Raw genomic sequence first — 12708 nt, forward strand, 5'->3', positions numbered from 1 at the left:
TCGGTGCAACCTGCAAGACCGTCACACAAAGTCGAGTAGCTGCTTGTTGGGGGGTAAACTAGACATTTCCTGATTATATCCGAGAAAATGTCTAGTTATGTCAGTAATTGTCTAGATATTTACCGACTGTTAGTTAACCCCTAACTTAACTAAACCCGCCCCGACTTAGGGATAGGGAAGCAACAAATGACATAAGACAAATGACATAAGACAAATGACATAAGACAATTCACTCAAATAATCGAAAATAAGGATAGCGTACCGGAATTCCTGGCTCTTTTTCCAAATCGAAATTAATCACTTCCCAACAAGGATCATCCTCTGGTTCTGGGCTAAATGCCACAGGTAAACCATAGAGTCGCGGGCGTCCCGGTTCCGATTGTCCCCGCCAAGGGGTACTTCGTTCCAGATAAGCACTAACTAAATCTCGATAGCGACTGGCAATAATCACCCGTGTTGCCCGATAGCCTTGAGTGTACAGGCGATCGAGAGCTTCGTGAATTTCAAAGCGAATCCCATCCGGATGGGTATGCTGACGATACCATTCACCCTGCCATTGACGCCAATGACGCCCCGATTGTAAGTGGATGAGTTCTTCAGTTTTGGGATCTGCCTCGAAAGCGCCATGCCGGGGACACAAATAGGTATCGGTCAATGTCAATGCCGGAATAGACTGCCGACAGTGAGGACATTGAATCTCTGAACCGAATATGGGGTACTGTAAACTAGGATTAATCATCTAGGGTTGAAGGTATCGTCATTCATTCGGCGATTGCGCTAGTACCTGTATAAATAATATATATGTGGCTTCATCAATTATAGAATACCCTCGAACACACTCATCTGTATTTGTAGGCAATCGTGACTGATTCTTATCCCCAATTTCCTGCAACTCCCTCCTATTGGTCTGCTGTTGATCAGTCTCAAGCCGCCTTTGTTGCGCCCAATGCGGTAGTTATCGGTGACGTCGCGATCGCATCAGAAGCCAGTATTTGGTATGGCGCTGTAGTGCGGGGTGATGTCGAACGGATTGAGATTGGTGAATGCACCAATATTCAGGATGGTGCTATTTTACATGGAGATCCCGGTAAACCCACGATTCTGGAAGACCATGTGACAATTGGACATCGGGCTGTCGTCCATTCGGCTCATGTTGAACGGGGATGTTTGATTGGAATTGGTGCGATTATCTTAGACGGTGTGCGGGTAGGATATGGCAGCATTGTCGGTGCTGGCGCATTAGTGACCAAAGATGTTGCCCCTTTATCCCTGGTGGTTGGCATTCCGGCGCGAAAAGTCCGCGATATTTCGGAAACCGAGGCGGCTGAATTAATCGAACACGCACAGCGTTACCAGAAGCTAGCGCTGGTGCATGGCGGAAAAGGCACAGACTTGGGATTTCACCCGCCTGAATAGGGTCTGAAAAAAAACCTGTCACCTATTGACTTTTGGGGGCATAATTTGGTTAAAACTATAATATGAGAATCCTTCACATAAATTTAAGCATTCAAGCGAGGTAGGTGAAACTATGGATTTACGGTTACTCATTGTCTTGTTGCCTATCCTCTTAGCCGCAGGCTGGGCTTTATTCAATATTGGTGCAGCGGCTATTGGTCAAATTCAGGCGTTTCTGAATAAATCCTGATCTGTTGGATAGACAAAAATACCTTTTGTAGAGACGTGCCATGGCGCGTCTCTACGGCTATGGTGCAGTACATCTGTTCTAGCTACTCAATTAATGCTTTAGATAGCGGGACTCAAACAACGGATTGGGTAGCAGTTTTCATACTATTGCTACCACCTGAGCTGGGTTCAACTTGTACCCCTAGAGCCAACCACACAGTAAAGGCTATGGCAGTAACTAAAATTAAGGTATCAAATGCTGGTTTAAGCAGCGATTCAATCTCTTTGAGCGTTAAATGGTGGTGAGAGTGAACCAATTCTTTCATACTCATGTCCAACCTCCGGTTAACTGTTGAGATTGCTCTGATGTTTCTTCCTTGTCTCCTAGAGCAGGGGAGGCATCTTAATTTCTAGTATAAGTATTTTTGCTTATCGCTTTGATTAAAATTGTGTGAAGTTACAGTAGGGTGGGCAATGCCCACCTTACAGAAGGTAATTCAATATCGCTCTAATAAAAGCTTTACTTCAGCGTCCAAATCGAAATCCCTCATCGCCTCCCACTCGGCTTGTCGAACTGCCAAATAAACATGAGCCAACTCTTCACCCAAGGCGTTGAGGAGTACCGAGTCATTTCTAAGGTGTTCTATCGACTCGGTTAAGGTACTCGGCAATCGTTCAATATTAGCCCCTTGGCGTTCAGCATCCGTCATCGTACCGGGATCTACAGACACAGGCGTTGCCAATTCTAAGCCTTGGCGGATACCATCAAGTCCTGCTGCGATCGTTGCCCCTAATGCTAAATAGGGATTCGCCGTAGCATCCACGGTTTTGAATTCAAAATGAGACGGACTCGGGGGTTCAGGATGCGTGGGGACACGCACAGCCGCTTCCCGATTATCCCATCCCCAACACCGGAATGCCCCACTCCAACACTGGGGTAAAAGGCGGCGGTAAGAATTAGTCGTGGGTGTTGTCAGTGCCATCAAAGCGGGTAGGTGGTGTAGAATTCCCGCGATAAAATGACGCGCAATATCGGACAGTTCGCCATTTTCCTCTGGATGGGGGATGAGATTTTCTCCCTCTCGCCAGAGACTCAGGTGCAGGTGACAACCGCTACCCGCTTGATTCGCAAAGATTTTGGGTAAGAATGAAGCGATACGATAATGTTGAAGTGCGATCGCTTTAATTGTTTCCCGGTAGGCAATCTGTTGATCTGCCGCACTGAGGGCGTTGGTGTAGAGGATGGAGATTTCCTGTTGACCGGAACCGGATTCGGGATAATATTGCTCAACCAGCATTCCCTGCTCGATTAACGCTTCCGCCATCTGATCAATGAGTCCTTGATGCAAATCCATTGCCATCGTTGAGGCAAATACGGTTTCATCCGCAGGTGCAATGCCCTCAACCGTTCGCTGCAACAGATAGAACTCATTCTCAAAGGCGGCAATAACCTCTAACCCCTCTTGGTTCGCCTCCCCAACCATGCGTTTGAGAAAATGACGGGGACAGAGACTCCAAGGCACACCATTTAGCATCATATCGCCCATGACCCGGGCATGACCTGGACAATAGGGTAAAGGGTTCAGCGTACTCCAGTCTGGCACGAGACGAATTTCACCCACCGGTCCAAACCCACTCCCAGCCACAGGTGCATCATACATGACCGGAATGGCTTGTTGCGCCGCAGAAATACCCACACCATGGCTGAGGTATTCGGATAAGGCTTTCCGATGGACTGCCTTTCCCCGGATAATGTTGGCATTGTCGCACCAGAGAATGCGGACAAATTGAATCCCAAGCTGGTCAAGATTTTGTAGTTGTTCTTTTTCCATGCATTTTCTGGTGAGCTAGTACAAGACGGCTGCAAGTCCGAGGGCTCCAGGGCTGAAGGTTGTAAGGCTTATGGTAGCTGCTTTTTCGTCAGCATGTTAATGGGTTAGTTATTTCTGAGTGTATTTCTAACCCAGAGTAGATCCATAAATTAATGTTTCTTAATATAATGAGAGGATACACGGCTGAGATAAAGGAGCGATCGCGTGCTAACCCTAGACCGCCTTGGAGAAGAAACATTAAACAGAATTGCAACACTGGCACTGTCCAGCCAACTCGATGATGCCAGAAAACTTAATGTGCAAGTGAAAACAGACCCCTCCCTGCTAGCCAAGGGTCAGTTAGAATCCCTAGCCATTTACGGTGAGGGGTTAATCATGGAACACGATATCCGTCTACAAGAGATGGCGATTCGGCTAGAAACCATTGCGGTTGCTCCTTTCAAAGCCTTAACGGGTAATATTGTACTGACCCAACCGACAGAGGGAACAGCACGGATTGTGATTGCTCAAGCTGACCTCAACCGTGCCTTCAACTCCGATGTGTTAGGGACTCAGCTTCGCTCACTCCAGGTTCAGGTGGACGGTAAGCCACAAACGCTCAACGTCAAGCAGGTAAATTGTCGCCTCTTAGCCGAAGGTCGAGTGGGTCTTGATGCTGATGTGCGGCTGAGTCAAAGTAATGAAACGCAACGAGTCTCGTTCACCACGACTCCGAGAGTAAGTGATGACGGACGCAGTGTTGTCCTAGAGAAGGTTGAATACGCCCACGGAAAAGAACTCTCACCCGAACTTACTCAAGCCTTAGTCGCCAAGGCGGGTAAAATTTTACACTTGAGTCACTTTGAAATGCCAGGGATATCGCTACAGATGCATCATCTGGAGGTGCAAGAAGGTCAACTCACCCTGCAAGCCGTAGCGCATGTGACGCAATTTCCATCAGTGTAGGGGCTTTCGCCCAACCTACAAGCTATCAAGCTATTCCATCATTTTAGCTGTGCCACGCCACGACTGGACTGACAAAGCTAAAATTGTGGGATAGATTTGATCATTGAATGGGGCGCAAAGCTTTGCACCCCTACATTTTCTGGGCGTGGGGTTAATCTATGAAATTAGGTGTGCCACGCTACTACTCATACCAAATCCGGGTTAGCTACCCCCGTTATCATTTAGTCCGCGTAGGCGGACTACCCTTCGGGAAGGCTTCGCCTATGTTTGTGTAGCAGCGATGTTAATCGCCTCCTCTTGCTTACTACAAACAGAGGGCGACCCGAGTCAATTGAGTGGACTGGAGTTTTTAATTGATACAAGCGGGTCGCCCCTACAGGACATCAACCGTTATACTCTCGTTTTCAGGCAAAGCCTGGGAATGTGCTTTGGTAGGCTCTTCCTCCCCTACTAAGCCAATGTTATTCTATAAAATATTATATTTTGATCGAGATAACGTGAATCATGTCTCGTGCTACCCCTTATCAACCATTACTTCTGAGACTGTTGCATGGTATCAATGGGCTAATTGTCATTTTAGCCATCATCACATCCTACTGGGTGTATGACACCTACGATGGACGATTTGGTCAACTTTCTCTGCCCCAAATTCCGGATATTATTGGCATTCATGGTACATTTGGCAAAACCTTACTCCTAGCCGTAATGCCAGCGTTTGCCTTATACAGTTTTCATTTAGGGTCTAAACGCTTGGTTCAACCCAATTCGTTTCAAAAACTCAGACAACTGGGTAAACCTATCGGTTGGTATAGTCTGCATCGGATTGTTAATACGGTGATGTTATTAGCGGTTACCTTTTCCTTAGTGACTGGCAGTATGGTCAAAGAAGAATGGTTGCCCAATGGAGAATTAAATCATATCTGGTATTATCTACACTTAACCGGATGGGTGATATTAGTTGGATGTTTAGCGATGCATTTGTTAATCAGTGCCAAGGTAGGAGGATTGCCATTCTGGGTATCTATGTTTAAGCTAAACTATCGTCCCGAGGATTCTCCAAAACGGTGGATTCAGACAGTGCGTTCATTCGTCCGGCGTAAAGATAGATAATATCATATCCCCAGAAGGCATGATATGAAGCGAAATACGCTACTTATTGTTATAGAAATTATCGTCATTGGCGGGATTATATTCGGTTGGATTGCCCCCTTATTGTTTCCCTCAGAGGAACCGGAACAGAGTATAAGTCTTGTAAAAACATTGCAAGCAATCTCTGGAACACTTTTTCTAGGTTTTAGCTTGTATTGACTTGATCATGCGATGAGATCCCCCTAAATCCCCCTTCAAAAGGGGGAATTTGATTACATTATATTTCAGGTTCAGCCTTAAGTTGACACTAGGCTATCTTAGCTACTGAAGTGACGCCGGAAGCGAGGATCAAGATGATGTTTTTTCTTTAAATTACAGGAACGGCAAAGAGTTTGTAGGTTACTAATATCATTTTTCCCCCCACGGGCAAGGGGAATAATATGATCAATTTGCAGTTTGGTGTCGAGTTGGGTTTTACCGCAGCTTTGGCATTGGTAATTGTCGCGTTTAAATACATAGTTTCTCACTTCTGGCGGAATGGGAATTCGCGGTGTTTTTTTCATGGGTTTTCTGGCGTTTCGGGCGCAAGCATTGCGCCCATACAAGGAATGGGATTGGCGGCGTTTTGTTTATTGGTTTTCTGGTTGATTTTCTTGGTTGATCCTCTGACGCAAATCATCAAGCGGCGATTCTGGCTGGGAAATTTCGGGTTCATTTCTTGCTGATGTTTCTTCAATTTCAGGTTCATCAGGACAAAACTCAAGAGTGACTTTTATTCTAAATTTTCCTTGTTGCCAGCCCTTAGCCCCAAGTTTTAGAGTTTTTCCCTTGATTCCTTCATTAAACCATTTTCCTATTTTATCTTTATTGGCATTGGGTAAATTCCTGGATATCATTTCTATTGCTGATACCATTTGTCCACTTGTAAACATTGAATCAGAAATAATTTTATCGTTATTGTCTACGGAGACAACTTCTTCATTGTCTAAAGGCTGGAATCTATCTTCCATATTTATCTCCACAATTATCAGTCATTTAACTAATTTTTCCGCTGTATAACTCTTGGCAAAAAGAGTGGGTTAACATGCCTCAGTTTATGGGTTTTTCGGGCGCAAGCCTTGCGCCCCTACAATAAATGGGAATTGGCAGCGTTTTGTTTATTGGTTGTCTGATTGATTTTCTTGGTTGATTCTCTGGCGCAGATCATCCAGGGGCGATTCTGGCTGGGAAATTTCGGGTTCATTGCTGGTTGATGTTTCTTCAATTTCAGGTTCATCAGGACAAAACTCTAGAGTTAGTCTAACTTTGCCATTCTGCCACCCCTTGCCCTCATGGGTGAGAACTTGACATTGTATTCCCTCATTCCACCAACCATTTACTTCTTCTATATCTCGTCGTTTTTGCTGGACTGAATACTTTAGGACATTATCATTGTTTATAAGTAAGTTAATCATTGCTTTAATGAATTCACTTACTTTAAACGTGGGATGTGCAATTAAAATTGACAAAGAATCCTCAGATAAAGATACTATTTCATCTTGCTGTAGGCGTTTTAAATGGTTTTTATTGTTCATTTATCATCTCCTTTAGAGAAATGGTGCGTTACGCTACCCTCCGGGAACGCTGCGCGAACGCTAACGCACCCTACTGGCTATTTTAATCAAAAATCTAAGTTATTGTAGGTTGGCTAGAGCGTCAGCGTTACCCAACAAAAAATCATGGAAGTTGGGTTTCGTTCCTCAACCCAACCTACACAGATAACATGGTGGGGATTTCGGGCGCAAGCCTTGCGCCCCTACAAGATATGGAAATTGGCGGTGTTTTGTTTATTGGTTTTCTGGTTGATTTTCTTGGTTTATCCTCTGACGTAAATCATCTAGGGGCGATTCTGGCTGGGGAATTTTGGGTTCTTGGCTTTCAGAGATTTCCTCCACTTCTGGTTCATCAGGGCAAAACTCTAGAATCATTTTTATCCTCACTTTTCCTTTTTTCCAGCCATTGCTACCAGGTTTCAGTAACTCACAATTTACACCTTGTTTAAGCCATGAATTTGCGTCCCTTGAGCTTGCATACGGTACTCCACCTCTATTCTGTAAGTTTTGAGAACAGGCAGGAATACCTGTTACTTGAAATGCACTCTTCATCTGTCCCATAAATTCTCCGACTTTGTACATGGAATTGTTAAAGGACAAAACAGTCTGTTGATCTTCAGCGACATCATCTAACGGCTTAAATTGATCGGTCATATCTAGTTCTAAACTTTCAAGCAAACTTATTTTTGTTTCATTGTAGATCAGAATCTGCTGAGACTCCTGTATTCTCAGCTAAGTTATCCACGTCATCGGAAATTGGCACTACACTTAAATCTGATTCCTCAATCGTCGGTAATTGATGATGCCTGTCTAATTTCATCGCCTGTAAACAACGATTAATCCCAGCAACCGCTTGATTATAACCCGCAATCTTTTGCTTAACTTCCTCTTGCATTCGCTGATTTTGATTAATTTTTTCCTCCGCCTCTTGTTCTAAGGTTTGCTCTAAATAAGCACGGGCATTGGGATATTCCTGTAAAATACTATCCGCCTGTTCATCTGCCTTATGTAATAACATGGTTTTCAGCGTTTGATTCATAGTTTGGCGGAAATTGCGGCGAATTGTTGCCTCGACTTTGGGTTCAAAATCTAATTTCAATAACTGTCGAATCGCGGGTTCGGCTGCAATCATACTTTCAGCATCATATCCCTGTGAGGTTTGCTCTAAGGTTTGCCGGAATTGATAAATTGAAAATGTCCCTTCATCATAAAAACGGGGACTTTCTCGCACATATCTATCGCACTCTGTTCGCGCTTCACTGGCTAACGCCTGACAGACTAGCTTTTCCACCGCCTTTAACTGCTGCTCAATTCCGCCATCATTTCCCAATAATCGATAGAGTTGACGGTAATAATCACGGCGGCGTATTTGTTCCATCAGATAAGCAAAAAAGTGAGAGGCTACCTGTTGAGAGGCTTTAACTAAAACATCTTCTAACTGATTCGCCAAATCATAAAGCGCCTCGACTAAAACCGCAATTAAGGGGGCGGTTGCATTGCGGGGATGGCTGCGAGTGGCGCGACTATAGGCTTGGGCGACTGAGAATGTATTAAGTAATTCATCGAGACGTTGAATCATTTGATGTTGAAGTTGGCGAAATTCTATCTCAAAGGCATTACAGCTATTCGTTACCGCCTGATTTACTTCTTCAGCGATGTGAATACAAAATTCTCTCCCCACCTGCTGCAATTCCTGATTCAGCCGTTCTAATTCCTGGGCTTTCATCGCCTCTATTTCGTGAGGTTGACTGTCTAAATCTCGCTGAATCCCCAGGTAGTGTTTCTTGAGATTAATACATAACGGTTGTAAGTCATCCGCTAGATTGGCAAATAACTGCGGACGCTTTTCCTCGGTAAGATAGCGCGTAATGGATGTGCGAAACTCTTCAATTCCACTATCTTGAATCAGTTTCTCAATCAGTGGTAGTCCCCATTCACTAAGTATCCGCACATAGTTCTCTGCTGGCGTTTCATAACCCCTGACAGAAGTCTTAAACTCACTACCAACCAATTTACCCGAACCACAATACCGATTAAATTCATTCACGAATTGTGGCGTTTCCTCTTGAATACCTGTCTCTCTGAAAGCTTCCGCTAAAATAGAATCTAAGCCAAAGGGATCGCGTTCTGTGGAATGCTTGATTTGACTGCCATAAAATCCCAGTAATCCGCTGGTTTTGTGAACCTTGGGTGTATCCCAGAATTGGCTACGAATTAAATCATCTAAGCGCTGTCGCAACTGGTTGTTATACCAGGTTTCATCAATGCGATTGAAAATATAAAAGACGCGATCGCGAATTCCTGGATTATTGCGAATCGTCTCCAGCAGTTGCGTTTCCTCGGTTGTCATATCCCCGGCTAAGGCGGGTTTCAACACACAAACAACGGCGGAGGTTTCGGGATTTTCTATCTTGGTATAGGTTAACTGGGCATCTTGCTGAACAGGTGCATCAATTCCTGGCATATCAATTAAAACATTACCATCCTGTAACAAGGGATGATGGCAATAATATTCAATCCGCTTGAGAACCGCACTATTACTCCCCCGACGCGCATAACCCGCTGCTTCTTTGAGATTAGAAAAGTCAAACTGTTCCATCGAATACGTCGCATGGCTGGTAGAATGGATGCGATCGCGGTTTGCTAAAAACCCTGCCATTAGCAAGTCCAATGCCTTTGCTTGTTTGGCGCGTTCTGACTTACTTTCTCCGCATTCTTGTTGGATAATCTCTTGACATCCTTGACGTAAAGTGTTAATTTCATCAGACTGCTGAATATGATTCGCGGCTTTCGCGGCGGCGGATAATCCCAATTTCTGACATAATGCTACCGCCTGTTCTCGAATCTCTGCTTCACTCAAAAACGTCAGTACCACTCGTTCTTGATCTGTATCCGCATAAGCGATATAACATTCTGTACCTGTGGCGTGTCCCTCAGCGCTATAAAGCAGTTCCCGTTCCAATAGTGCGTTAATTAGCATCGATTTCCCCGCACTAAATGCACCCGCAAAGACAATCTCAAATGTGGGAGAAATGGCTTTTTGTAGAGAGGCTTGCACAGCGGTGATATCCTGAGATGCGCGTAATGATGGCTCTTGATGTAGTAATTGCAGAAGACTGTCTACTTGGGTTTGCAGGTTCTCACATTGAGTTGGTGTGGATGTCATGATGGTAGCGATTGAGCGAAAAAGTGTTTAGTTTGATTGTATCGCCAGTTTAATTTAGAACTTACGTATTGACAAAGTGGACAGAATATGTATGAAAAGCAATCTTATCTGATCCCATGGTGATCTATTCTGCGATTGAGACAACAAACTGGGAAGATACAATCGCACCTTTGTACTAAACTAGAAGCAGCAACGCTAGGCTATTCCATGACCAATATAGATGGTGAAACTGATGAAGACAAACAAATAGCCAGACTAAAAATCCATCGGGATTTAATTGGATGGATTATCAAGGAACTTAGACAAGAAGGTATCCTTGCTGAGAGAACAGTTGGAGGAAACCCAGATGGAGATATTTTAATTGTCAATCAAGATCATGTTCCACGAGTTAAAGAAATAATACGCCAAATGCAAAGGCGATTTAATCCTTAAGTTACACCAAGGAGAATATAGCCACGGAAGAATCCTACATTGAAGTTAAAGCCCATAAATCAAAACGTATCGATTCTGCCCTAGCCAGGAAATTAATTTCTAAAGAAACCGTTATCGGCGTTATCACTACCGGAAAAATAACTCAACCGGCTAAACAGTTATTAGATTCAGCAGATATAGCATGGGTAGAAAATTTTCCAGAAACAGAATTGACCAACTCTGATGATACGGAGAATAGATGATCATGTTAGATATTATTTTCTACTCAGCCAACAATCAAGAAACCAACTATATAGAATTATCAGAAAATATTTATGAATGGTTGGCTAAATCAAAATTTTCTAAGATTGGAAAATCACTAGAAACAAAAATTAAAATAGATGGAGAAGAAGAAAGTTTACCTTTGGTGCCGTTAGATCAAGAAAATCGCCGCAAACTTAGACTATTTTTCCTTGAGGCGATTGCTAATGAAAGTGATATCATCCTAACTCAGCTTGAAACCTATGATTCAAAAACCGCCTATCAACAGGCAATTTATCGCTTAAGGAAACTCCAAGAGTTACGTAAGTGTGTAGAAAACGAAAACTATCAGTATCTTCAGCGCGTCTAATTGATAACTTTTGAACTTACAGTGCTTTTCAATTATAGTGAAGTACACAGACAGATCCCCGACAACTCCTACGAAGTCGGGGATCTTGCTTGAGGCTGTACCTCATCAGGATTTGGTATAAGTATCCAAGTTATTCCTCAGGATGATAAACCCGATCCGGTGTATGATCGGAATTAATTTCAATGACTAAATCCACCCAATCTGGATTGTGAATTAATGGTGTAATAAATAATTCTGGATGCAATGCTTTCCAAAAATACTTGACAAATTCATGAATTTCTGAATCACTCATCCCCGATTTGCCCGTCGCGATCATTTCCGCCTCCGCCTGACGCCGCCACTGCAAACTTAGGCGATAATCAATGGGGTAAAGTACGATTAAATGGTCTAAGCGTTCCCACAAAGGTAAATAGGCTTTAAGTCGTTCATTCATATCCCTTGCAAACGCGCGATCGCTCTCTGTTTCAATAGGTGCTGGAGTCGCCCCCGAAAACACAGTCGCCGCCACGGGACGCACCCCGACAAACCAGCCTTCAAACAACACAATATCCGCCTTTTGTACAGGTTCAAAATCCGTGCGATCGCCTGCACCTTGCCACGCGGATTTATCAAAGCGAGGAACGAGAATAGAGTCTGAGGAATTCTGCGATCGCAACTCATCTAATACCTGCACTCCCAACTCCACATCATGGGTTCCTGGTGGACCCCGCCAAATCAGACGCGGATCGTGTTCTCGCAGTTGCTGTCGTTCTTGATAGGTTTTATAAAGGTCATCAATGGAAAGGCTAAGGGTGCGATATTCTAACTGGGCTAAAATTAATTTTAATACAACCGCCAATGTAGTTTTTCCCGTTCCCTGTCCGCCTAATATTCCCTGAATCAGTGGACGCCCTAACTGTTTTCGAGAATCCGCCAACTGTATTGCCAACGGAATCCATAATCGCCACAGAGATAGGAGAATATTCGTTTGAATCGACTCTGACTGTTCTCCATTATCCTGAATTTTCTGGGCAAAGGAAGGTAAAGCCAGAACATCAGTATAGACAGAGAGAAGAAGACGCGATCGCGCCCGTAATTTTTCCGTTACGTTATCTGGCGTAATTCCAAACGCTTTCGCCCGTTCTGGCGGTGTTAATTCCGCTGTAACTAATTTTTGCCAAGCCGATGAATTAGGTGATTTTCCGGCGATCCATTGGTTAAGAATATCACCGAGGGAGGGAGACGGGGAAACGGGATGAGTCATAAGTCTTAGGGTAGGGACGGGTTTAGCCACAATTACAATTGTAGGGGCGGGTTTAGGAACTCAATTAACTTGTCACCGATAACCTATCAACAAAACCCGCCCTCCCTCACCGATAACGTATCAACAGAACCCGCCTTAGTAGGGGCGGGTTTAGGAACTCAATTAACTTGTCACCG

Annotated in this window: 15 protein-coding genes; 6 read left to right on the forward strand and 9 right to left on the reverse strand. The window is 44.1% G+C overall.

The window, feature by feature from the left end:
• Positions 1-229: 229 nt before the first annotated feature.
• Positions 230-739 (reverse strand): TIGR02652 family protein, encoded by a 510-nt coding sequence (locus RIC07_RS32410; protein ID WP_006106563.1) that lies wholly within the window; start codon positions 737-739, stop codon positions 230-232.
• A gap of 122 nt (positions 740-861) precedes the next feature.
• Between RIC07_RS32410 and RIC07_RS32415 the strand changes: the two genes are divergently transcribed.
• Together RIC07_RS32415 and RIC07_RS32420 are read left to right on the forward strand one after the other, a co-directional pair.
• The gene (locus tag RIC07_RS32415; protein WP_446398118.1) at positions 862-1416 is read left to right on the forward strand and encodes a gamma carbonic anhydrase family protein; all 555 of its coding nucleotides are present in this window, start codon (positions 862-864) and stop codon (positions 1414-1416) included.
• A gap of 112 nt (positions 1417-1528) precedes the next feature.
• A complete protein-coding gene (locus RIC07_RS32420) occupies positions 1529-1645 on the forward strand; it encodes a photosystem II protein Y (RefSeq protein WP_446370066.1) in 117 nt (38 codons plus the stop codon).
• Positions 1646-1757: 112 nt separating this feature from the next.
• On the opposite strand, the gene RIC07_RS32425 is transcribed toward RIC07_RS32420, so the two are convergent.
• Both RIC07_RS32425 and RIC07_RS32430 read right to left on the reverse strand, forming a co-directional pair.
• Positions 1758-1955: a hypothetical protein gene (locus RIC07_RS32425; RefSeq protein ID WP_157453452.1), complete on the reverse strand. Its 198-nt coding sequence runs from the start codon at positions 1953-1955 to the stop codon at positions 1758-1760.
• 165 nt (positions 1956-2120) lie between these two features.
• Positions 2121-3455, reverse strand: a complete 1335-nt coding sequence (locus RIC07_RS32430) for a glutamine synthetase family protein (protein ID WP_446398119.1) — start codon at positions 3453-3455, stop codon at positions 2121-2123.
• Positions 3456-3659: 204 nt separating this feature from the next.
• Between RIC07_RS32430 and RIC07_RS32435 the strand changes: the two genes are divergently transcribed.
• Both RIC07_RS32435 and RIC07_RS32440 read left to right on the forward strand, forming a co-directional pair.
• A complete protein-coding gene (locus tag RIC07_RS32435) occupies positions 3660-4400 on the forward strand; it encodes an LmeA family phospholipid-binding protein (RefSeq protein ID WP_446398120.1) in 741 nt (246 codons plus the stop codon).
• A 504-nt stretch (positions 4401-4904) separates the two neighbouring features.
• Positions 4905-5510: a cytochrome b/b6 domain-containing protein gene (locus RIC07_RS32440; RefSeq protein ID WP_446398121.1), complete on the forward strand. Its 606-nt coding sequence runs from the start codon at positions 4905-4907 to the stop codon at positions 5508-5510.
• A 296-nt stretch (positions 5511-5806) separates the two neighbouring features.
• Here the strand turns inward: RIC07_RS32440 and RIC07_RS32445 are convergent, their stop codons facing one another.
• The 5 genes from RIC07_RS32445 to RIC07_RS32465 form a co-directional block, all read right to left on the reverse strand.
• Positions 5807-6052: an HNH endonuclease gene (locus RIC07_RS32445; RefSeq protein ID WP_446341411.1), complete on the reverse strand. Its 246-nt coding sequence runs from the start codon at positions 6050-6052 to the stop codon at positions 5807-5809.
• 66 nt (positions 6053-6118) lie between these two features.
• Complete coding sequence (locus RIC07_RS32450; RefSeq protein ID WP_446398122.1) at positions 6119-6499, reverse strand: KGK domain-containing protein; 381 nt, start codon at positions 6497-6499, stop codon at positions 6119-6121.
• A 147-nt stretch (positions 6500-6646) separates the two neighbouring features.
• Positions 6647-7063, reverse strand: a complete 417-nt coding sequence (locus tag RIC07_RS32455; protein WP_446398123.1) for a KGK domain-containing protein — start codon at positions 7061-7063, stop codon at positions 6647-6649.
• Positions 7064-7315: 252 nt separating this feature from the next.
• Entirely contained in the window at positions 7316-7759 is a 444-nt protein-coding gene (locus RIC07_RS32460; protein ID WP_446398124.1) for a KGK domain-containing protein, read from the reverse strand.
• 13 nt (positions 7760-7772) lie between these two features.
• Positions 7773-10247, reverse strand: a complete 2475-nt coding sequence (locus RIC07_RS32465) for a dynamin family protein (protein WP_446398125.1) — start codon at positions 10245-10247, stop codon at positions 7773-7775.
• A gap of 207 nt (positions 10248-10454) precedes the next feature.
• Here RIC07_RS32465 and RIC07_RS32470 point away from each other — a divergent pair, with 207 nt between their 5' ends.
• Entirely contained in the window at positions 10455-10679 is a 225-nt protein-coding gene (locus RIC07_RS32470) for a hypothetical protein (protein ID WP_446391942.1), read from the forward strand.
• Positions 10680-10923: 244 nt separating this feature from the next.
• Positions 10924-11289: a hypothetical protein gene (locus tag RIC07_RS32475; RefSeq protein WP_446398126.1), complete on the forward strand. Its 366-nt coding sequence runs from the start codon at positions 10924-10926 to the stop codon at positions 11287-11289.
• Positions 11290-11419: 130 nt separating this feature from the next.
• Here RIC07_RS32475 and RIC07_RS32480 read toward each other — a convergent pair whose 3' ends face one another.
• Positions 11420-12532: a glycerate kinase gene (locus tag RIC07_RS32480; RefSeq protein ID WP_446398127.1), complete on the reverse strand. Its 1113-nt coding sequence runs from the start codon at positions 12530-12532 to the stop codon at positions 11420-11422.
• Between the last annotated feature and the right edge of the window lie 176 nt (positions 12533-12708).

The organism is Coleofasciculus sp. E1-EBD-02, assembly GCF_040218245.1.
Taxonomy (GTDB): domain Bacteria; phylum Cyanobacteriota; class Cyanobacteriia; order Cyanobacteriales; family Coleofasciculaceae; genus Coleofasciculus.

Excerpts from the sequence above, each read along its gene's own strand:
- RIC07_RS32410 (WP_006106563.1), bottom strand. The coding sequence starts at position 739 with ATGATTAATCCTAGTTTACAGTACCCCATATTCGGTTCAGAGATTCAA.
- RIC07_RS32420 (WP_446370066.1), top strand. The coding sequence starts at position 1,529 with ATGGATTTACGGTTACTCATTGTCTTGTTGCCTATCCTCTTAGCCGCA.
- RIC07_RS32425 (WP_157453452.1), bottom strand. The coding sequence starts at position 1,955 with ATGAGTATGAAAGAATTGGTTCACTCTCACCACCATTTAACGCTCAAA.
- RIC07_RS32430 (WP_446398119.1), bottom strand. The coding sequence starts at position 3,455 with ATGGAAAAAGAACAACTACAAAATCTTGACCAGCTTGGGATTCAATTT.
- RIC07_RS32440 (WP_446398121.1), top strand. The coding sequence starts at position 4,905 with ATGTCTCGTGCTACCCCTTATCAACCATTACTTCTGAGACTGTTGCAT.
- RIC07_RS32445 (WP_446341411.1), bottom strand. The coding sequence starts at position 6,052 with ATGAAAAAAACACCGCGAATTCCCATTCCGCCAGAAGTGAGAAACTAT.
- RIC07_RS32450 (WP_446398122.1), bottom strand. The coding sequence starts at position 6,499 with ATGGAAGATAGATTCCAGCCTTTAGACAATGAAGAAGTTGTCTCCGTA.
- RIC07_RS32455 (WP_446398123.1), bottom strand. The coding sequence starts at position 7,063 with ATGAACAATAAAAACCATTTAAAACGCCTACAGCAAGATGAAATAGTA.
- RIC07_RS32465 (WP_446398125.1), bottom strand. The coding sequence starts at position 10,247 with ATGACATCCACACCAACTCAATGTGAGAACCTGCAAACCCAAGTAGAC.
- RIC07_RS32470 (WP_446391942.1), top strand. The coding sequence starts at position 10,455 with ATGACCAATATAGATGGTGAAACTGATGAAGACAAACAAATAGCCAGA.
- RIC07_RS32475 (WP_446398126.1), top strand. The coding sequence starts at position 10,924 with ATGTTAGATATTATTTTCTACTCAGCCAACAATCAAGAAACCAACTAT.
- RIC07_RS32480 (WP_446398127.1), bottom strand. The coding sequence starts at position 12,532 with ATGACTCATCCCGTTTCCCCGTCTCCCTCCCTCGGTGATATTCTTAAC.